The following is an 18,980-nucleotide window of genomic DNA, read 5'->3' on the forward strand; positions in this document are numbered from 1 at the left end:
CTTAAGTGAGGTATGCCTAACCTAATGAAGAGGCTGATCGTGGGCAGCGCCGCCGTCCTGGCCGTGCTCTGCCTGCTGTCGCTGGCGATCGGCAGCCGGGCGATCCCGCTCGACCAGGTCGCGCGCGCTCTCGTGGATCCGGCGAGCGTGGATCCCGAGGTGGCCGCCATCGTCGGCGGCACACGGCTGTTCCGCACGCTGGTCGCCGTGCTGGCGGGGGCGGCGCTCGGCCTGGCGGGCGCGGTCATGCAGGGCCTGACCCGCAACCCGCTGGCCGATCCCGGGCTGCTGGGCGTCAGCGCGGGCGCCGCGTTCGGCATCGTCCTCGCCGCGGGAGCGCTGGGCGTGAGCGGGCTGCTGCCGTCGATCTGGTTCGCCTTCGCCGGGGCCGCCGCCGCCGCCGTGGCGGTCTACCTGCTGGGCAGCAGGGGCAGGGGCGGCGCCTCCCCTGTCAAGCTGGCGCTGGCCGGCATCGCGGTCACCTACCTGCTCGACTCGCTCACCGGCGGCATCGCGCTGACCGACCCCGAAGCGCTCGACCGCTACAGGTACTGGTCGTCGGGCTCCCTCACCGGCCACGACGGCGGCACGCTCCTGGCCGTCGCGCCGTTCCTGGCCGCCGGCGCCCTCCTCGCGCTGAGCACCGCGCCCGCGCTCAACAGCCTCTCGCTCGGCGAAGACGTCGCCGCCGCGCTCGGCCGCAGGCTCGCCCTGGTACGGCTGGGCGGCGCTCTGGCGGTCACCCTGCTCACCGGCGCGGCCGTGGCGGTCACCGGCCCTATCGTCTTCGTCGGCCTGGTCGTGCCGCACCTGGTCAGGGCCGTCACAGGGCCCGACCACCGCTGGCTGCTGCCGTCCTCGATGCTGGTGGCCCCCTGCCTGTTGCTGGCGGCCGACATCCTCGGCAGGGTCGTCGTGCGCCCGAGCGAGCTGGACGTGAGCCTGGTCGCCGCCTTCCTCGGAGCGCCCTTCTTCATCGCGCTCGTGCGCCGTCGCAGGCTCGCGGAGCTGTGACCCGTGCTCGAACTCTCCCGAGGGCGCCTGCACTTCCGGCTGACCAGGCCGCCCGTCTCCGGCATCCTGCGCCTGCGCCTGGCGGTGGTCTGGCTGGGCGCGGGCCTGGCCGCCCTGTTCGCCCTCTGCCTGACCGTCGCCTTGGGCTCGGGCGACTACGCCCTCTCTCCCCACAGCCTGCTGAACGCGCTGCTGGGCGCGGGTGAGCGCGCCGACCTGTTCGTGGTCTGGGAGCTGCGCCTTCCCAGGGCGACGGTCGCCCTGCTGGCGGGCGCGGCCTTCGGCCTGTCGGGGGCGATCTTCCAGTCCGTCACCCGCAACCCGCTGGCCAGCCCCGACATGCTCGGCATCACCCAGGGAGCCGGCGCCGCCGTGGCCGCGGGCGTGGTGCTCGGCACAGGAGCGGGACTGGCCCCGCAGACCCTGGGCCTGGCGGGCGCGCTGGCGTCCGGGCTGGCGATCTACCTGCTGGCCTGGAAACGCGGCACCACGGGCTACCGGATCGTGCTCGTGGGCATCGGGGTCAGCTGGATGTGCGTCAGCCTCACCTCCTACCTGCTGAGCAGGGCCGAGCTGTACCAGGCGCAGAAGGTGCTCGGCTGGCTGGTGGGCAACCTCAACGACAGGGGATGGCAGCACGCGGGGCCGCTGGCGCTCGCGCTCGCGGTGCTGCTTCCCTCGGTGCTGCTGCTCGGGCGGTTGCAGCGGACGCTGCGTCTCGGCGACGAGGTCGCGGGAGGGCTCGGCACACCCGTGCAGCGCGTCCGCCTCGCGCTGCTGCTGTGCGGGGCGGCGCTGGCCGCCTTCGCCACCGCCGCCGCAGGGCCCGTGCTCTTCGTCGCGCTGGCCGCGCCGCAGATCGCGCAGCGCTCCGCCCGCGCGGGCAGCCCGCCGCTCACCGCCTCCGCTCTCACCGGCTCGACGATCGTGCTGGTGGGCGATCTGATCAGTCAGCGCCTGCTGGCCGACTCCGTCCTGCCCGTCGGGGTGGTGACGGGCGTCCTCGGGGCGCCGTTCCTGCTGTGGCAACTGGCCCGCGCCAACAGGACGGGCACGGGAGGGTGAAAGACGTGACCAATCCGTCGCTGACGGCCACGGGGCTGCGGCTGGCCTACGACGACAGGCTCGTCGTCGACGGGCTCGACCTGGCCGTGCCGCCGGGCAGGATCAGCGTCATCATCGGCGCGAACGCCTGCGGCAAGTCGACCCTGCTGCGAGCGCTGGCCAGGCTGCTGTCCCCGCGCGGCGGCGCGGTCCACCTCGACGGCCGCTCCATCCACGCGATGCCGACCCGCCAGGTCGCCCAGCGGCTCGGCATCCTGCCCCAGTCGCCCGTCGCGCCGGAGGGGCTGACGGTCGGCGACCTGGTCGGGCAGGGCAGGTCGCCGCACCAGACGTGGTGGCGGCAGTGGTCGGAGGCCGACCAGGACGCGGTCACGGCGGCGCTGGTGGCCACCGGGATGCTCGAACACGCGGGCAGGCCGCTCGACCAGCTGTCGGGAGGGCAGCGTCAGCGGGCGTGGATCGCCATGGCGGTCGCCCAGAACACCCCCGTGCTCCTGCTGGACGAGCCGACCACCTTCCTCGACCTCGCCCACCAGATCGACGTCCTGGACCTCGTCGTCGATCTCAACAGACGGCAGGACCGCACGGTCGTCATGGTCCTGCACGACCTCAACCAGGCCTGCCGCTACGCCGACCACGTGATCGTGATGAAGGAGGGCCGCGTCGTCGCCGAGGGCCCGCCCCTCGAGGTGGTCGACGCGGCGCTGGTCGAGGAGGTCTTCGGCCTGCGCTGCGTGGTGACGGCCGACCCGGTCAGCGCGACCCCGCTGGTCATCCCGATCGGCCGCCACCACGTCGGGCCCGTCAGCGGGGGAGCGCGTACGACCGGTTCATGCTGACCGAGGCGGCGATCTCGCCCGCCCTGAGCGCGGTGTTCGACAGCAGCGTGGAGGTGAGGCCGTGGGTGTGCTCGGTGGCGCCCTGCACGTAGACGCCGCAGCGCATCTCCTCCTTGGTGGCCACGCGGTAGTCGCGCCCGATCCGCAGGCCGCCGTCCGGCAGGAGCTCGCACAGCTCGCCCGCCTCGCCCAGCAGGGTGAGCGGGTCGCCCGAGCGGTAGCCGGTGGCGTAGACGACGGCGTCGGCGTCCAGGACGGTGCGCTCTCCCGTGGGCAGGAACTCCACGGTGACCCTGGGGCCGCGCGCCACCTCCACCACGCGGGAGGCGTTGAAGATGCGCAGCCGCTCGGTCCCCCCGCACCTTCTCCTGGTAGTGGCGCCGGTAGAGCGCGTCGATGAGCTCGAGGTCCACCACCGAGTAGTTGGTCGAGGCGTGGTAGGCCAGCAGCATCCTCTTCACCTCCTCGGACGCGCCGTAGAAGTGGTCGACGGCCTCGGGGTCGAAGATGCGGTTGGCGAAGGAGCTGTCGTCGGCGGGGGTGTAGCCGTACTTGGAGAAGACGGCGCACACCTCGGCGTCGGGGAAGGCGCCGTGCAGGTGGTCGGTGACCTCGGCGGCGCTCTGTCCCGCCCCCACCACGACCACGCGCCGGGGGTCGCGCAGCGAGGGAAGGCGGTCGAGCAGTTCCTCGCTGTGCCAGACGCGTTCGCCGCTTACGACCCCCGGCGGGAGCACGGGCTCCAGACCGGCGGCGATGACCACGTTCCTGGTGCGCCTGGTCGTCAGCTCGTCGGCGCAGCCGCCCTGCCGTACGACCACGTCGAGGTGGTCCACCACGCCGTCGATGCTCACGGGCGTGACCCCGACCACCTCGGACCTGTACTCCACCTGGTCGGCGAAGGGCGCCGCCGCCCACTCGAGGTAGTCGTGGAACTCCAGGCGCGAGGGGAACATCGTCTTGTGGTTGATGAAGTCGGCCAGGCGCCCCCTGTCGCGCAGATAGCTCAGGAAGCCGAACTCGCTGGCCGGGTTGCGCATCGTGACCAGGTCCTTCAGGAAGGAGACCTGCATCGTCGTGCCGTCGAGCAGCATGCCGCGGTGCCAGCCGAAGGTCGCCTGCTTCTCGAAGAAGACCGCGTCAACCGGTCCGTTCTCCTTTAACGCGATCGCCAGCGCGAGGTTGGAAGGGCCGAATCCGATGCCGATCAGGTCGTGAACCCGCATTGAGCGCCTTTCGAGGTTAGGTTAGCCTCTCCTAATTAAGGGGAGCCTAACCCGTTCCGATCCCCCCTACAAGGAGACGCCATGCGGATCGTGATGTTCGGCTACCAGACCTGGGGCCACCGCACACTGAGGGCGCTGCTCGACTCCGGCCACGAGGTCGTCCTCGTCGTGACGCACCCCAGGAGCGAGCACGCCTACGAGCGGATCTGGAGCGACTCCGTGGCCGACCTGGCCGAGGAGCACGGCGTGCCCGTGCTCCTGCGCAACCGCCCCGACGACCAGGAGCTCATGGCCAGGCTCAAGGAGGCCGATCCCGACCTCATCGTCGCCAACAACTGGCGCACCTGGATCCCGCCGGAGATCTTCACCCTGCCCCGCCACGGCACGCTCAACGTGCACGACTCGCTGCTGCCCGCCTACGCGGGCTTCTCCCCTCTCATCTGGGCGCTGATCAACGGAGAGAAGGAGGTGGGCGTCACCGCGCACATGATGGACGAGGACCTCGACGCGGGGGACATCGTGCTGCAGCGCGCGGTGCCCGTGGGTCCCGACGACACCGCCACCGACCTGTTCCATCGCACCGTCGACCTGATCGCCCCCATCGTCACCGAGTCGCTCGCCCTCATCGCCTCGGGACGCACCGACTGGACGCCCCAGGACAGGTCCATGGCCAGCTTCTTCCACAAGCGCTCGATCGAGGACAGCGAGATCGACTGGAACTGGCCGGCCGAGGACATCGCCAGGCTCGTGCGGGCGCAGTCCGACCCGTACCCCAACGCCTTCACCCACTACAACGGCGCCCGCGTGCGCGTGCTGAAGGCGTCGGTCTCCACCGGCAGGTACGGCGGCACGCCCGGCCGCGTCTTCATCCGCGAGGGAGACGGCGTCGTCATCGTCGCCGGCGCGCAGGCGCGCAAGGGCCGCAGCCACGGCCTGGTGATCGAACGCGTCCGCACCGATGACGGCACGGACCTGCCCGCCACCGAGCTCTTCCGCACGATGGGCGGCTACCTCACGCGCCGTCCCTGACCTCCGGCCTGTCGCCGGTCCGCCCCGATGATCGGTGGCGGGCCGGCGAGAGATTGTCGAAGCGCTTCGCCAAGAGGTCTTGACCCGGGGACGCCCCAGCGGGCACGCTCAGAGCACCCATCCCGGTAACACCCCCGAAATATCCGGATCGGTTATCGAAGCGCTTCGACAGGCGGACCCCCCACATGAACGAACCCTTCCGAGACCCGGCGCACCCCACCGCGCACCGCGTGGCAGACCTGCTCGACAGGCTCACGCTCGAGGAGAAGCTGTCGCTGCTCCACCAGCACCAGCCCGCCATCCCCAGGCTCGGCGTCAAGGCGTTCAGGACGGGGACCGAGGCCCTGCACGGGCTGGCCTGGCTCGGTCCCGCCACCGTCTTCCCCCAAGCCGTCGGCCTCGCCTCCACCTGGGACCCCGAGCTGGTCGAGAGGGTGGGCGCCGCGACCGCCGACGAGGTGCTCGCCTCCCATCGCAAGGACCCCGCGGGAGCCGGCCGCAACGTCTGGGCCCCCGTCGTCAACCCGCTGCGCGACCCGCGATGGGGCCGCAACGAGGAGGGCTACTCCGAGGACCCGTGGCTGACAGGGTTGCTGGCCACCGCCTACGCCACGGGCCTGCGCGGCAGGGGCCCCGTTCTCAGGACCGCCCCCACGCTCAAGCACTTCCTCGGCTACAACAACGAGACCGACCGCTGCGTCACCTCCAGCAACCTGCCGCCGAGAGTGCTGCACGAGTACGAGCTGCCCGCCTTCCTGGCGCCGCTCCAGGCCGCCGTCGCCGTCATGCCCTCCTACAACCTGGTCAACGGGCGGCCCGCCCACCTCAGCCCGTTGATCAACGACGTGCTGCGCGCCGCCGCGCCCGACGAGCTGCTGGTCGTCAGCGACGCCTACGCCCCGGGCAACCTGTACGGCCTGCAGGCCTACCACCCCGACGCGCCCACCGCCTACGCCGCGGCCGTCAAGGCGGGCCTCGACAGCTTCACCCAGGACGACGACCGCCCCGCCGACACCCTCGCCCACCTCAGGACCGCCCTCGAGCGGGGCCTGCTCGACGAGCAGGACATCGACAGGGCCGCGGGCCACGTGCTGTCGATCCGCGTGCGCCTCGGCGAGTTCGACGACGAGGAGTCCGCGGAGCCGGGGGAGAGCGCGCCGTACACCCCCGGGCAGCATCAGGACCTCGCCCGCGAGGCGGCGGCCCGATCGATCGTGCTGCTCAAGAACGAGGGCCTGCTCCCGCTGCGCGCCCCTCTCAAGGTCGCCGTCATCGGCCAGCTCGCCGACACCCTGATGGAGGACTGGTACAGCGGCACCCTGCCCTACGCGGTCACCGCCCTGCAGGGCATGGCCGAGCGGTGCGAGACCGTCTTCTGCGAGGGCGTGGACAGGGTGGCCTTCGGAAGGCACGAGTTCGACGTCTTCGACTGGGGCGGGGGAGCACTGGCCCTGCGCTCGCCGCTCAACGGCCAGTTCCTCTCGGCCGACGAGGAGGGGCGCCTTTCCTGCGACCAGCCGGGCCCCAACGGGTGGGAGGTGCGCCAGACCTTCCGCAGGGCCGACGGCGCCCTGCGCCACCTGCACTCGGGGCGCTACGTCGCCGAGGAGGACGGACGCCTCGTGCTCGCCGACGAGCCGGCCGCCCTGTCGTGGGAGCTGCTGTCGAGCGGCGCGAGGCAGGCGGCCGAGCTGGCGGCCACCGCCGACGTCGCGGTCGTCGTGGCGGGCGACCATCCCCTGGTCAACGGGCGCGAGACCGAGGACCGCACCGACCTGGACCTGCCCGCCGCGCAGGAGGCCGTGCTGCGCGCCGTCCACGCCGCCAACCCCGCCACCGTCCTGGTGCTCAGCAGCGGCTACCCGTTCGGCGTCACCTGGGCCGATAAGCACGTGCCCGCCGTCCTGTGGTCGTCGCACGGGGGCCAGGAGTACGGCCACGCCCTGGCCGAGGTGCTGTTCGGCGACCGCGACCCGGAGGGCCGCCTCACCCAGACCTGGTACAGGGACGCCTGCGAGCTTCCCGACCTGCTCGACTACGACATCATCGCCTCGGACGCCACCTACCTCTACTACCGGGGCGCCCCGCTCTACCCCTTCGGCCACGGCCTCAGCTACACCGGCTTCGCCTACACCGACCTGACGATGGACGGAGCGAGAGCCGAGGTGACCGTCACCAACACCGGTGAGCGCGAGGGCGTCGAGGTCGTGCAGTTCTACACCCACCAGCGCCGCTCCCGCGTCAAGCAGCCGCTGCGCCGCCTGCGCGGCTTCGAGCGCGTACGGCTGGCCCCTGGCCAGAGCGCCCGCGTCAGCTTCGAGCCCGACCGGCGCGACCTCGCCTTCTGGGACGTCACGAGGGGCCGCCTGGTCGTGGAGGAGGCCACCCACCTGCTGATGGTCGGCCGCTCGGCCCGCGACCTGCGCCTGTGCGCGGCCTTCGACGTCGAGGGCGAGCGCATCCCGCCCCGCGACCCCGGCGAGCTGAGAGCCGTGGACCACGACGAGTACGACGCGATCACCTTCACCGACCGCGACACCGTCCGAGGGGAGGAGCCGGGCGCGTGGATCCTCTACCGGCAGGTCGCCTTCGCCGCGCACGACTCCTGCGTGATCACCGCGGCCAGCGCGGGTGGCGCGATGCTGACCCTGCGCCTCGGCGACCCGCTCTCCGGCCAGGTGCTGGCCACCGTCCCCGTGCCGGGACCCGGCGAGCTCGCCGAGACCCGCTGCGACCTTGCGAGCGCGGCAGGCGTGCACGATCTTTATGTCGTGTTCGAGAATGAAGGGGTCACTCTGAGCGGAATGCGGTTCGCATGACCAACCGAGCAGTCACCATCGCCGAGGTCGCCAGGCACGCGGGCGTCGCGGTGAGCACCGTCTCCTACGTGCTCAGCGGCAAGCGCGCCATCTCCGAGACGACCAGGGCGCGGGTGCTGCGCAGCATCGGCGAGCTCGGCTACCACCCCAACGCGGGAGCCAGGGCCCTGGCCAGCAGGCGCTCCAACGTCATCGCGCTCGTGCTGCCCCTTCGCGCGGGCATGCACCTGCCGGTGCTGATGCAGTTCGCCAGCTCGGTTGTGGCCATGGCCCGCAGGCACGACCACGACGTGCTGCTCATGACCGCCGACGAGGGCCCCGACGGTCTGCGCAGGGTCGCCGCCAGCTCGATGGTCGACGGCATGGTGCTCATGGACGTCGAGCTCGACGACCCTCGCGTGCCGCTGCTGCGCGGGCTGGACGAGCCCAGCGTGCTGATCGGCTTCCCCGCCGACCCCTCCGGTCTGACCTGCGTCGACCTTGACTTCGCCAGGGCGGGCGCGCTGTGCGTGGAGCACCTGACCTCGCTGGGGCATCGCAGGCTCGCCCTGCTCGGCGCTCCTTCGGTGGTCTACGAACGGGGCACGGGGTATGCCCGCCGTACCAGGGAGGGGTTCGTCGAGGCCGCCGGCGAGGCGGGCGTGGCGCTACCATGCGAGGAGACCTTCGACGAGGTGGCCGCGACCGTCAAGGACCTGTTCGCCCAGCATCCTGACCTCACGGGGCTGGTGGTGCACAACGAGGCGGCGGTCGGTCACGTGCTCGGCGCCCTGCGACTGCTCGGCAGGCGGGTGCCCGACGAGGTGTCCGTGGTCGCCATCTGCCCCGACGACGTCGCCGAGCGCGCCAGCCCGCCGCTCACCTCGGTGCTGATCCCCGCGGAGGACGTCGGCAACCGGGCGGTCGAGCTGCTCATGGCCAAGCTCGAAGGCCGCCCGGTGCCCGACGCCACACTTCTCGAACCGCGGCTGGCCATCAGGGCGAGCACGCGTTAGACGAGCGACCTCGCGCTGATCCGACGCGCGTGCTCGCGGGCGGCGACGTGCGCGGCGGCCTGCGAGGCGGCGGCCGCCTCGCGCAGCCCTGCCATGGCGGGCGTCGTGTCCGCCAGCGTCAGCTCGGCGGTGACCACGCGCAGCTCCAGGCCGAACACCTCGGTGAGGATCTTGCGCAGGTACGGGTCGGCGAAGTCCCAGCCCTCCCTGGGCGTGCCAGGGCCGTACGCGCCGCCGCGCACGCTGATGAGCGTCGCGGGCCTGCCGGCGATCGGGCTGTCGTCGGGGCTCATGCCCAGGGTCCGCCCCGGGATCAGGACCTGGTCGAGCCACGCCTTGAACGTCGAGGGCGCGCCGAAGTTGTACATCGGCACGGCGAACAGGTACGCCTCCGCCTCGAGCAGCTCCTCCACCAGCGCCTCCTGCAGGAAGGCCGCGGTCGCCTGCTCCGCGTCGTGCTCCTGGGCGGGAGCGTGCCTCGCGACGATCCCGGCCTCGGTGAGGTGCGGTACCGGGCGCGCCCCCAGGTCGCGGTAGACGACCTGGCCGTCCCACGCGTCCCTGAACGACCTGGCCACCTGCCTGGAGACCGATCCTTCGTGGACGGCCGAGGCGTCGATGTGCAGCAGCTGGGGCATGGTGATCCTTTCATCGGTCAGCGAGATAATCTGTTTCACAGATTGTCTGTTGAGCAGCTTATCTGTCAAGCGGAGTAGACTGGACCCCATGAAGACTGAGCACGAGCTCCCGGCCGGGCTCGACGAAACCCTCGGCTGGCTGCTCGCCCAGGTCTTTCAGAGCCACCTGTCCGCCTCGCAGCGGGCGCTCGAAGGCTTCCCCGGCTCGCAGCGCGGTTACATGGTCGTCAACGCGGCGGCGCACGGCTGCGCCCGCAACCAGATCGACATGGCCAACCAGCTGCGGCTCGACCGCACGGTGATGGTCTACCTGGTCGACCAGCTGGTCGAGGCCGGCCTGGTCGAGCGGGTGCCCGACCCCGCCGACAGGCGCAGCAAGATGATCGTCGCCACCGACAAGGGCAGGATGAGGCTCGAGGAGGCCACGGCCGTCCTCCGCTTCGTCGACGACCACGTGCTGGCCCCGCTGGAGCCGGGCGAGCGTGCCCATCTGCGCGAGATGCTCCAGCGCCTGACCGCGCACTACCTGGCCACGGGCGGCGACTACAACGAGGCGTGCGCGACCGCGGCCGCCGCTACGGACAAATAGGGAGATTTCCCTACGACTCGCCTCGGGTTCACGACTACGCTCCTGTCCTCGTGAAGAGCACCCCCGTGGGCCGCTGGCTGCCCGCCTTCCTGCTGCTGGCCCTCATCTGGGGCAACAGCTTCTTTTTCATCAAGGTCGCCGTCGGCGCGCTGCACCCCCTCCAGGTCTCCTTCGGCCGCATGGCGATCGGCGCGGCGACCCTGCTGGTCGCCCTGGCGCTCAGCCGCAGGGCGCTGCCGCGCGACCCGCGACTGTGGGCCCACTTCCAGGTCGCCTCGGTGGTGCTGACGACCCTGCCCTTCACCCTCTTCGCCTACGGCGAGCAGTACGTCTCCTCCGTCGTGGCGGCCATCTGGAACGCCACCACCCCGCTGTGCACCCTCGCCTTCACGCTGCTGCTGCGCGCGGAGAAGCCGAGCGCGAGCAGGATGGCGGGGCTCGGGCTCGGGTTCGCGGGCGTGATGGTGGTCCTCGGCGTCTGGCAGCCGCTGAGCGGCGGTGAGCTCGGCGGCAGCCTGGCCTGCTTCGGGGCGGCGCTCTGCTACGGCGTGGGTGGCTCCTACATGGGCCGCTTCATCACCGGGCGCCGCTCGGAGGCGCCCGTGGTGCTCGCGGCGGGCCAGTTGCTGAGCGGCACCCTGCAACTGGCGGTGATCACCCCGCTGGCGGGGGTGGCCCTGGTCGACCTGTCGGCGCCGCCCGCCGTGTGGTGGAGCATGCTGGCACTGGGCGGGCTCGGCACCGGCATCGCCTACCTCCTGCTGTACTGGGTCCAGGTGCGGGCGGGGGTGACGACGACCTCGACGGTGACCTACCTCCTGCCCGTCTTCGCCGTGGTGTCCGGCGTGGTGGTGCTGGGGGAGAGCCTGGCCTGGAACCAGCCCGCAGGGGCGGTGGTGATCCTCGTCGCGATCGCGATGACCCAGGGGCTCCTGCGCCCCGTCCGCCGGCGCGTCCCCGAAGCTGCGCCACCCGCCTCGAGCCGCGTGGAGACCTGAGGCGTCTCCGGGCGCGTCCTGAGGAGGTGGAGTCACTCGGCGGGGTCGGCAGGCTTCCTCGCCGTACGGCCGCGCCCGCTCCGCGCGGCGCTCGCCGTCTTCTTGCCCGCCACCAGAGTGTCGCCGGGCAACTCGTCGGCCACCGTGCGCGGGAGGTGGTGCGGCGCGGTGTCCTCGCCGGGCCCCGCCTCCGTCTCGCCCGCTCCACGGGAGTCCGGTACCGGGGGACCCGTTTCGGGCGCGCCCGAACCCCGCACGTCGTCGCCGCGCAGGGGGCCGGGCTCGTGCGGGGCGTCGGGGTCGCGCAGCGAGGCGATGACGTCGTCGGCCTCGTGGTCGGCGGCGAACTCGTCGGCCGCCTCGGCCTCCCTGCGCCTGATCACCACCATGTGGTCGACCGAGACGCGCCCCGCGCCCGTCACCGCCAGCAGCACGGCGGCCGCGCCCAGCACCACGATGAGGTTGGTGTCGATCGGGTTCAGCGGCCTGGCCACGAAGAAGACGGCCAGTGTCTCGGCGAAGAGCACCAGCCCCAGGGGCGCGGTGAACAGCCCGGCGACTAGTAACGCCCCGCCGATCAGCTCGGTGAGCATGGTGACCGCCGCCCACGCGCCGGGAGCGGGGGCGCCCTGCGTGGCGAACTGGGTGCCGGTGGCGGTGAGCCCCACCTCGAGCTTGTGCCAGCCGTTCGCGAAGAAGATCCCGCCGACCCCGATCCTGGCGGCGAGCGTGGCGAGATCGTGGAGGGTCCGTCTCACGGTATTCCTGTGACCTGATCGGGTCATTTGAAACCTCAGTCGCGTCGGATGAGCAGGGCCACCGCGGCCGCGGTGAGGGCGAGAAGCACGACGCTGACGACGATCGTCGTGTGGAGCGCGTGGACGAAAGCCCACCTCGCGGCGTCGAGCAGCGCCGTGCCCGGGCCGCCGCCCACCTCGTGCGCGACGTGCGCCGCACCCGCCAGCGACTGCCTGGCCTGCTCCATCGCGGGAGCGGGCACCCCCTGCACCATGGGCACGCCAGGCGCGTAGACCACCGCGGTGATCGTGCCGAGCACCGCGACGCCGAGCCCCGCGCCGAGCTCGTAGGCGGTCTCCTCGATGGCCGCCGCGCCACCGGCCCTGGCCTCGGGCGCGGCCGACATGATGGTGTCGGAGGCGGCCAGCAGGGCGACCTGCAGCCCGAACCCGATGCCGACGAAGCAGATCGCGAGCATGATCGGATGGGCCTCGACGCCCCATGACAGGGTCGGCGTGAGCGAGACGGCCACCAGCGCGAGCCCGCCGCTCATGGTGGCCCGCATGCCGATCCTGCGCAGCACGCTCGCCGCCGCGAGACCGCCGGCGATGGCCGACAGCACCAGCGGCAGCATCCTGAGCGCCGCGCGCAGCGGGCTGTCGCCGAGGACGAGCTGGAGGTACTGGGCGAGCATGAGCTGCAGCCCGACGAGGGAGAAGACGCCGAACAGCACGCCCGCCACGCCGGTGGCGAACGCCCTGTCCTTGAACAGGCCGACGTCGAGCAGGGGATGGGGTAGGCGGCGCTGCCGCCGTACGAACCAGACGAGCAGACCGGCGCCGGTGAGGAGCACCGCGAGGCCGGCGGCGTGCCCCGCGCCCGCCTCCTTCAGGCCGAAGGCCAGGGCCAGGATGCCGAACACCGACAGCGCCGCGCTGGTGGCGTCCCATGGCCGGCCGGTGAGCCTGCGCGACTCGGGCAGCAGGCGGGAGGCCGCTGGCAGCAGCGCGAGCAGGATGGGGACGTTGATCAGGAAGACCGCGCCCCACCAGAAGTGCTGGACGAGCAGGCCGCCGATGAGCGGGCCGACGGCGGCGCCCGCCGCCGCGACCGCGCTCCACACGCCCAGCGCGAGCGCGCGCTCGCGGCGGTCGGTGAAGACCTGGCGGATGATGGAGAGCGTGGCCGGCATGATCATCGCGCCGCCCACGCCGAGCAGCCCCCTGGCCAGGATCAGCGTCAGCGGCGTCGGCGCGAAGGCGGCGGCCGCCGAGGCGAGGCCGAAGAGCACGTAGCCCCACAGCACCAGGCGTTTTCGCCCGTATCGGTCACCCAGCGTGCCGAACATGATCAGCAGTGGCGCCACGATCAGCGAGTAGGCGTCGATGATCCACAGCAGCTCGACCGAGGACGGCTCCAGCGCCGCCGTCAACGCGGGGACGGCGATGTGCAGGACGGTGGCGTCGACGGTGATGAGCAGCAGGCTCAGGCACAGCAGAACCAGGACCGACCACCGGTTGGCCTGCCGCTGCCCCGTGACCCGCGACGACCTCGGTGCGCTCTGCAGGATCGTCATGCGGTGTCCATGACGGGTCTGGCTCGGTCATGGAACATGCGTGGCAGCTTAGGCGATGTCCGGCACGTCGCACACCTGGATCGACTGATCACATTCCGTGCTGGTACCTCTCTAGAGAGATACAGCCATATGTCCGGATCTTTCGTATGGGGTGCCGCGAACGGATCATGGCGGGTGTGGGGAGCGACGGCGAGGGTTCGGATTCCGCTGCCGAATGGTGCGCCGTCGCTCTCGACCACCTCGTGGCCGACCGCCCCGAGGCCGCGCTGACCGCCGCCCGGCGCGCGATCACCCTCGACCACGCGGGCGAGTGGGGACACCGCCTGGCCAGCCTCGCCCTCGAACGGCTCGGCAGCGACCCCGAGGCCGTGCTCGAGGCGGAGCAGGCCGCGCGCCTGGCGCCCGGGTCGTGGCAGTCGAGACTGCGGCTCGGCGCCGCGCTGCGCCGCGTCCCCGGACGTTTCAGGGAGGCGGCCACCCACATCGCCGCCGCGAGAAGGTTCGCCCCCGAGGAGGCGGGGCCGCACGCGCTGACCGGCGACCTGGCGCTCCTGCGGGGCGAGCACCGCCGCGCCGCGGCCGCCTACCTGTCCGCGCTGCACAGGGACGGCGCGCACGCAGGCGCCCGCGTCAACTACGGACTCACCCTGCTGCGATGGGACCCTCCGCGCGCCCACCACGACCCCGCGTGGACGATCGACCCGCGCGAGACGGGCAGGGCCAGGCGCGCGCTGGAGGTCTGGTCGCGGCAGACCAGGCTGCTGCCCGCCGTCGCCGTCGCCGTCTCAGGCGCGCTGGTCGTCACGGGCCCCGTCCCCGACGTGCCGCTCGGCCTGTCAGGGCTGATCGTGATCGTCCTGCTGGGCTCGCTCACCTTCAGGCAGGCGCGCAGGGTGCGGATCTGGTCCGTCGTCCCCGTGATGCTCGGCCGCGACCGCTGGCTCGGGCTGTCGGTGGCGACGGCGGCCATCGCCTTCGCCGCCTACGCCGCCTCCCTGTTCGTGCCCGTGGCCGACCCGCTGTGGGCGGGGCTGGCCGGGATCGTGCTGCTCAACGCGCCCGCGCTGGTCGCGCTGCGGGTGCTGTCCGAGGCCTGGCGCGGCCATCCGGTGCGCGCGCTCGCTCAGCTGTCGATGGCGTACGGCGAGCGCACCGCCCGCCGCGATCTGGGTGTCACGCTGTGGGTCGTGCTGGCCAGGGCCTGGTCGGTGCTGGTGGTGCTGGAGCTCGCCGCCCTGGTGACGCACCCGGTGAGCGGGCTGGCCGCGCTCGCGGTGCCGTACCTGCTGGTCAGGGTCCGCGACAGGGGAGGGCTCGCCGGCCTCGGCGCGCTGCGCGCGGACAGGTGGCTGGCCGCGGCCGTGGCGCTGACCTTCACGGCCGCGCTCGCCTGCGCCGCCGCCGCGACGGCGAGCCTGGTCGTCGCGCTCGCGCCTGGAGGGGCCCTGCCGGGCGCGGTGGCGCCGGACGGGATGGGCTCAGGCGGGGAGCAGGCGGCGGCGTGGGGCTGGCGGGTGGCGCTGAGCGCGAGCGCGGGGGTGGTCGTCCTCTTCGTGCTGCGCGCCGTCAGAGCCTGGTGGCGCGGCGCGCCAGGCCCATGGCGCGCCTCCCTGATCATGGCCGAGCCCGCCATGGAGGGGGCGGGCCCGCCGGTGACCCTCACCGCCGAGGTGCGGCAGGCTCTCACCTTCTCCAGGGGCGTCGTCCTGGCCTACGCCGACTCCCTCGGCCCCAGAGCGCTCGCCGTCGGCGCGGTCACCTCGATCAGCGCCTCGGGCGAGCTGCGCCTGATCGCGGGAGAGGAGGCGTGGGAGGCGGCCGAGCGCGACCCCCGCGTCGCCGTGTTCGCCACCGACCAGCCGCATCCCAGGTTCTGGATCGAGGTGCGCGGAGTCGCGCTGCCCGACCCAGGCTCCGACGTCCTGCGCGTGACGCCCAAGCAGGTCGTCGTCGGGGAGTACCCGGGACGGCACCAGCGCCGCTGAGCCCTGTCCGATCGAGGTTTCGCGCGCGCCGCATAGCGCGCGGCCCACGCCCGTACGGTATAACCGGGGTCGAACCGGGGAGGCGTGATGCGGGACGCGGCGCGGGAGCAGTTCGAGAAGGTGCGGCATCGCTATTTCCGCCTTCCCCCCGCCGTCCGCAGGGTGCTGTTCGCCTGCGTCCTGATCGGCTCGGTGGGTGTGGGCGCGGCCATGGGCTGGGACCTGCTGCAGACCTTCTTCGTCACGCTGATCCTTCTCGGCTTCGTCGCACTGGCCCTGCGCTTCCCCCGCGCCGCCGCCACCGCCGTGGTGCTGGCCGGGTGGGCCGTGGCGGTCTCGCTGATCGACCAGCTGTTCCCTCCGGGCTCGATGGTGCCCACGCTGCTGCTCGTGCTGGCCGTCCCCGTGGCCGCCGCCGCGCACCTCATCCGCTGGGTGCCGCCGTGGATCACCGTGCTGATGGCCCTGGTCCCCGCGGGCGCGCTGGCCGCGGCCCTGGCTCCCGTCTCCGACGGCATCGCGATGTGGGCCGCCTACGGCGCCGCCGCGGCCGTCCTGCTCTACCGGTTCGTCCAGGCCCGCAGGGCCCGCGCGCACCTGGTGGCCGAGGAGCCCGTCAGGGTGCGCGTCCGCGAGACCCAGCAGGGCAGGCCCCAGCAGGCCGACAGGAACGCCCCGCCGCCGCCCATCTCGGTGGAGGAGGCCCTCGCCGAGCTCGAGAACATGATCGGCCTGCTGCCCGTCAAGGAGCAGGTGCGCTCGATCGCCGCCTCCATCGAGGCCTCCAGGCTGCGCGCCGAGGCGGGCTACCCCGCCGACAGGCCGACCAGGCACTTCGTCTTCGTCGGACCGCCCGGCACGGGCAAGACGAGCGTGGCCCGCTCGGTCGCGAAGATCTTCTACGCGTTCGGGCTGCTGGAGACCCCCTACGTCGTCGAGGCGCAGCGGGCCGACCTGGTCGGCGAGTTCCTCGGCGCGACCGCGATCAAGACCAACGAGCTGGTCGACAGGGCGCTCGGCGGGGTGCTGTTCATCGACGAGGCATACAGCCTGGTCAACTCCTCAGAGGGCCAGCCCGACAGGTTCGGCGCCGAGGCCGTGCAGACGCTGCTCAAGCGGGCCGAGGACGACCGCGAGCACCTCATCATCATCCTGGCGGGCTACGAGCAGGAGATGACCTCCTTCCTGGCCTCCAACCCGGGGCTGTCGAGCAGGTTCGCCACCAGGGTGCGCTTTCCCAGCTACTCGCCCGCCGAGCTGCTGGAGATCACCGACCTGCTGCAGAGACGGCGCGGCGACAGCCTGGCCCCCGAGGCGAGGCCCGCGCTGCTCGGCCTGTTCGAGGACGTCCAGCGGCGCGGCCTGGTCGACGAGCTCGGCAACGCGCGCTTCGTGCGCAGCCTGGTCGAGGCCGCGGCGCAGGCCCGCGACGTGCGGGTGGTCGGCGCGGGCGGCACCCCCTCGACCGCGGACCTCACCACCACGACCGTCGCCGACGTCACCAAGGCCTTCAACGAGCTCACCGCGCGCTTCCGCGGCTACCAGGCCACCCCCACGCTGGAGGAGGCGCTGGCCGACCTCGACCGCATGGCGGGGCTCGAACCCGTCAAGCGGCAGGTCCACGCCATCGCCGCCCAGCTCCAGGTGGCCCGCATGCGCCAGGAACGCGGCCTGCCCACCCCTCCGCAGATGCGCCACTTCGTCTTCGCGGGGCCGCCGGGCACGGGCAAGACCACCGTGGCCCGCATCCTCGGCCGCATCTTCGCCGCGCTCGGCCTGCTGGCCAGGCCCGACGTGGTCGAGGCGCAACGCGCCGACCTGGTCGGCCAGCACCTCGGCGCGACCGCGATCAAGACCAACGAGCTGGTCGACAGGGCGCTCGGCGGGGTGCTGTTCATCGACGAGGCCTACAGCCTGGTCAATCCCGGCTACTCCGGCGGCGACGCCTTCGGCGCCGAGGCCGTGCAGACGCTGCTCAAGCGGGCCGAGGACGACCGCGACAGGCTCGTCGTCGTGCTGGCCGGATACGAGCGGGAGATGGACCGCTTCCTGTCCACCAACCCGGGGCTGTCCAGCCGCTTCAACCAGCGGGTCGCCTTCCCCAGCTACGCGCCGCAGGAGCTCGCCGAGATCGCGATCCTGCTGGCCGAGCGGTCGGGCGACCATTTCGACGAGGCCGCCAAGGCCGACCTGGATGAGGTCTTCACCTGGGTCTGCCAGGAGCGGCTGATCGACGGGCTCGGCAACGGCCGCTTCGCCCGCTCGCTGTTCGAGCGGGCGGCCATGCGCAGGGACGTCCGCCTCGCCGCCCTGGGCAACGCGGCCAGCGAGTCGGAGCTGACCACCATCACCAGCGACGACGTGCGCGCCGCCGTCGACGAGCTGTCGGGAAGGTAGGCAGGCCTCTCTTCGGCGCTTCGCCACACCCCGGGGATCGCATGGTGTAGCAATATGACTACACCTGGTGAGGGGCGAAGGGGGGGCGATGGCGGGGTTCCTGGTCCGCAGGCTGCTCAACTACGTGGTGCTCGTCGTCGTCGCCACCAGTCTGGCCTACATGCTGGCGGCCAGCGCGCTCGACCCGCGAGCCAACTACGAGGGACGCAACCCGCCGCTGCCTCCCGCGGTGATCGACGCCAGGCTCGACGAGCTCAACCTCAACAACCGCACCCCGCTGCTCGCGCGCTACGTCACCTGGGCGGGAGGGGTCGTCTCAGGCGACTTCGGGCTGACGGTCGGCGGCGACTCGGTCAACGACGACCTCAGGCGGCGGGCGGGGGTCACCTTCCGCCTCATCATCCTCGGGGTGTTCTTCGGCGGCTTCCTCGGCGTCGCCGTGGGCGCCTACGCCGCGGTCAGGCAGTACGGCTGGTTCGACAGGCTGACCACCATCGGCTCCTTCGTCGTGCTGGCCGTTCCCGTGGTGGTCATCGCCAACGTGCTGATCCTGGCGGGGGTGTGGTTCAACGGCCTGGTCGGAGAGAGGATCGTCTACGTCAGCGGCGAGTACACGCCCGGCCTCGACGCCGGACTGCCTGGGCAGGCGCTCGACCGCGTCCAGCACCTGATCCTGCCGACGATCTCGCTGTCGATCGGCCTGGTCGCGATCTTCAGCCGCTACCAGCGCAACATGATGCTCGACGTGCTGGGCGCCGACTTCGTCCGCACCGCGATGGCCAAGGGCCTGTCCAGGCGGGCCGCGCTCACCAGGCACGCGCTGAGGACCGCGCTCATCCCCGCCGTCACCTACTTCGCCTTCACCTTCGGCTCGCTGCTGGTCGGCGCCACCATCACCGAGAAGATCTTCGGCTGGCACGGGCTGGGCGAGCAGCTGATCAACTCCATCAACACCAACGACGTCAACACGGTCGCCGCCATCGCGTTCCTGACCGCGCTGTCGGTCCTGGTGGCCTCCCTGCTGTCCGACGTGCTGACCGCGGCGCTCGACCCGCGGGTGAGGGTGGGCTGA

The 18,980-nt window shown here is 72.3% G+C and carries 14 protein-coding genes and 1 pseudogene; 11 read left to right on the forward strand and 4 right to left on the reverse strand.

The window, feature by feature from the left end; genetic code table 11:
- The first annotated feature begins 24 nt into the window (after window positions 1–24).
- Genes ABFX55_RS01060 through ABFX55_RS01070 form a run of 3 tightly spaced genes read left to right on the forward strand, consistent with a single transcriptional unit; the run spans window position 25 to window position 2,918 of the window.
- Window positions 25–1,014, forward strand: coding sequence for a FecCD family ABC transporter permease (locus tag ABFX55_RS01060; RefSeq protein WP_346116703.1), 990 nt, complete (start codon window positions 25–27; stop codon window positions 1,012–1,014).
- Between the two features lie 3 nt (window positions 1,015–1,017).
- Window positions 1,018–2,079: a FecCD family ABC transporter permease gene (locus ABFX55_RS01065; RefSeq protein ID WP_346116705.1), complete on the forward strand. Its 1,062-nt coding sequence runs from the start codon at window positions 1,018–1,020 to the stop codon at window positions 2,077–2,079.
- Window positions 2,080–2,084: 5 nt separating this feature from the next.
- Window positions 2,085–2,918 carry an ABC transporter ATP-binding protein gene (locus ABFX55_RS01070; RefSeq protein ID WP_346116707.1) on the forward strand — a complete coding sequence of 278 codons (834 nt, stop codon included), beginning with the start codon at window positions 2,085–2,087 and terminating at the stop codon, window positions 2,916–2,918.
- On the opposite strand, the pseudogene ABFX55_RS01075 reads toward ABFX55_RS01070, so the two are convergent.
- Window positions 2,884–4,144, reverse strand: a pseudogene (locus tag ABFX55_RS01075) (lysine N(6)-hydroxylase/L-ornithine N(5)-oxygenase family protein). The gene ABFX55_RS01070 and the pseudogene ABFX55_RS01075 sit on opposite strands and share 35 nt — an antisense overlap.
- Before the next feature lie 81 nt (window positions 4,145–4,225).
- Here ABFX55_RS01075 and ABFX55_RS01080 point away from each other — a divergent pair.
- The 3 genes from ABFX55_RS01080 to ABFX55_RS01090 all read left to right on the forward strand — a co-directional run bounded on the left by ABFX55_RS01080 (window position 4,226) and on the right by ABFX55_RS01090 (window position 8,987).
- Window positions 4,226–5,173: a methionyl-tRNA formyltransferase gene (locus ABFX55_RS01080; RefSeq protein ID WP_346116709.1), complete on the forward strand. Its 948-nt coding sequence runs from the start codon at window positions 4,226–4,228 to the stop codon at window positions 5,171–5,173.
- Between the two features lie 185 nt (window positions 5,174–5,358).
- Window positions 5,359–7,992, forward strand: coding sequence for a glycoside hydrolase family 3 C-terminal domain-containing protein (locus ABFX55_RS01085; protein WP_346116711.1), 2,634 nt, complete (start codon window positions 5,359–5,361; stop codon window positions 7,990–7,992).
- Window positions 7,989–8,987, forward strand: a complete 999-nt coding sequence (locus ABFX55_RS01090; RefSeq protein ID WP_346116713.1) for a LacI family DNA-binding transcriptional regulator — start codon at window positions 7,989–7,991, stop codon at window positions 8,985–8,987. The genes ABFX55_RS01085 and ABFX55_RS01090 overlap by 4 nt, the downstream gene beginning before the upstream one ends.
- On the opposite strand, the gene ABFX55_RS01095 is transcribed toward ABFX55_RS01090, so the two are convergent.
- A complete protein-coding gene (locus ABFX55_RS01095) occupies window positions 8,984–9,625 on the reverse strand; it encodes an FMN-dependent NADH-azoreductase (protein ID WP_346116715.1) in 642 nt (213 codons plus the stop codon). The two genes, ABFX55_RS01090 and ABFX55_RS01095, sit on opposite strands and share 4 nt — an antisense overlap.
- A gap of 88 nt (window positions 9,626–9,713) precedes the next feature.
- Here ABFX55_RS01095 and ABFX55_RS01100 point away from each other — a divergent pair, with 88 nt between their 5' ends.
- Window positions 9,714–10,214 carry a MarR family winged helix-turn-helix transcriptional regulator gene (locus tag ABFX55_RS01100; protein WP_346116717.1) on the forward strand — a complete coding sequence of 167 codons (501 nt, stop codon included), beginning with the start codon at window positions 9,714–9,716 and terminating at the stop codon, window positions 10,212–10,214.
- Window positions 10,215–10,264: 50 nt separating this feature from the next.
- The gene (locus ABFX55_RS01105; protein ID WP_346116719.1) at window positions 10,265–11,212 is read left to right on the forward strand and encodes a DMT family transporter; all 948 of its coding nucleotides are present in this window, start codon (window positions 10,265–10,267) and stop codon (window positions 11,210–11,212) included.
- A gap of 32 nt (window positions 11,213–11,244) precedes the next feature.
- Here ABFX55_RS01105 and ABFX55_RS01110 read toward each other — a convergent pair whose 3' ends face one another.
- Window positions 11,245–11,970 carry a DoxX family protein gene (locus ABFX55_RS01110; protein WP_346116721.1) on the reverse strand — a complete coding sequence of 242 codons (726 nt, stop codon included), beginning with the start codon at window positions 11,968–11,970 and terminating at the stop codon, window positions 11,245–11,247.
- 35 nt (window positions 11,971–12,005) lie between these two features.
- Window positions 12,006–13,526, reverse strand: coding sequence for an MFS transporter (locus tag ABFX55_RS01115; protein WP_346116722.1), 1,521 nt, complete (start codon window positions 13,524–13,526; stop codon window positions 12,006–12,008).
- 167 nt (window positions 13,527–13,693) lie between these two features.
- Here ABFX55_RS01115 and ABFX55_RS01120 point away from each other — a divergent pair, with 167 nt between their 5' ends.
- The 3 genes from ABFX55_RS01120 (at window position 13,694) to ABFX55_RS01130 (ending at window position 18,980) form a co-directional block, all read left to right on the forward strand.
- Window positions 13,694–15,511 (forward strand): hypothetical protein, encoded by a 1,818-nt coding sequence (locus tag ABFX55_RS01120; protein WP_379479146.1) that lies wholly within the window; start codon window positions 13,694–13,696, stop codon window positions 15,509–15,511.
- A gap of 87 nt (window positions 15,512–15,598) precedes the next feature.
- The gene (locus tag ABFX55_RS01125; protein WP_346116725.1) at window positions 15,599–17,908 is read left to right on the forward strand and encodes an AAA family ATPase; all 2,310 of its coding nucleotides are present in this window, start codon (window positions 15,599–15,601) and stop codon (window positions 17,906–17,908) included.
- An 88-nt stretch (window positions 17,909–17,996) separates the two neighbouring features.
- The gene (locus tag ABFX55_RS01130) at window positions 17,997–18,980 is read left to right on the forward strand and encodes an ABC transporter permease (protein ID WP_346116727.1); all 984 of its coding nucleotides are present in this window, start codon (window positions 17,997–17,999) and stop codon (window positions 18,978–18,980) included.

This window comes from Nonomuraea roseola (assembly GCF_039535395.1).
Taxonomy (GTDB): domain Bacteria; phylum Actinomycetota; class Actinomycetes; order Streptosporangiales; family Streptosporangiaceae; genus Nonomuraea; species Nonomuraea roseola.

Coding starts and splice junctions, on each gene's coding strand:
- ABFX55_RS01095 (WP_346116715.1), bottom strand. CDS start 9,625: ATGCCCCAGCTGCTGCACATCGACGCCTCGGCCGTCCACGAAGGATCG.
- ABFX55_RS01090 (WP_346116713.1), top strand. CDS start 7,989: ATGACCAACCGAGCAGTCACCATCGCCGAGGTCGCCAGGCACGCGGGC.
- ABFX55_RS01120 (WP_379479146.1), top strand. CDS start 13,694: ATGGCGGGTGTGGGGAGCGACGGCGAGGGTTCGGATTCCGCTGCCGAA.
- ABFX55_RS01130 (WP_346116727.1), top strand. CDS start 17,997: ATGGCGGGGTTCCTGGTCCGCAGGCTGCTCAACTACGTGGTGCTCGTC.
- ABFX55_RS01060 (WP_346116703.1), top strand. CDS start 25: ATGAAGAGGCTGATCGTGGGCAGCGCCGCCGTCCTGGCCGTGCTCTGC.
- ABFX55_RS01115 (WP_346116722.1), bottom strand. CDS start 13,526: ATGACGATCCTGCAGAGCGCACCGAGGTCGTCGCGGGTCACGGGGCAG.
- ABFX55_RS01085 (WP_346116711.1), top strand. CDS start 5,359: ATGAACGAACCCTTCCGAGACCCGGCGCACCCCACCGCGCACCGCGTG.
- ABFX55_RS01100 (WP_346116717.1), top strand. CDS start 9,714: ATGAAGACTGAGCACGAGCTCCCGGCCGGGCTCGACGAAACCCTCGGC.
- ABFX55_RS01125 (WP_346116725.1), top strand. CDS start 15,599: ATGCGGGACGCGGCGCGGGAGCAGTTCGAGAAGGTGCGGCATCGCTAT.
- ABFX55_RS01080 (WP_346116709.1), top strand. CDS start 4,226: ATGCGGATCGTGATGTTCGGCTACCAGACCTGGGGCCACCGCACACTG.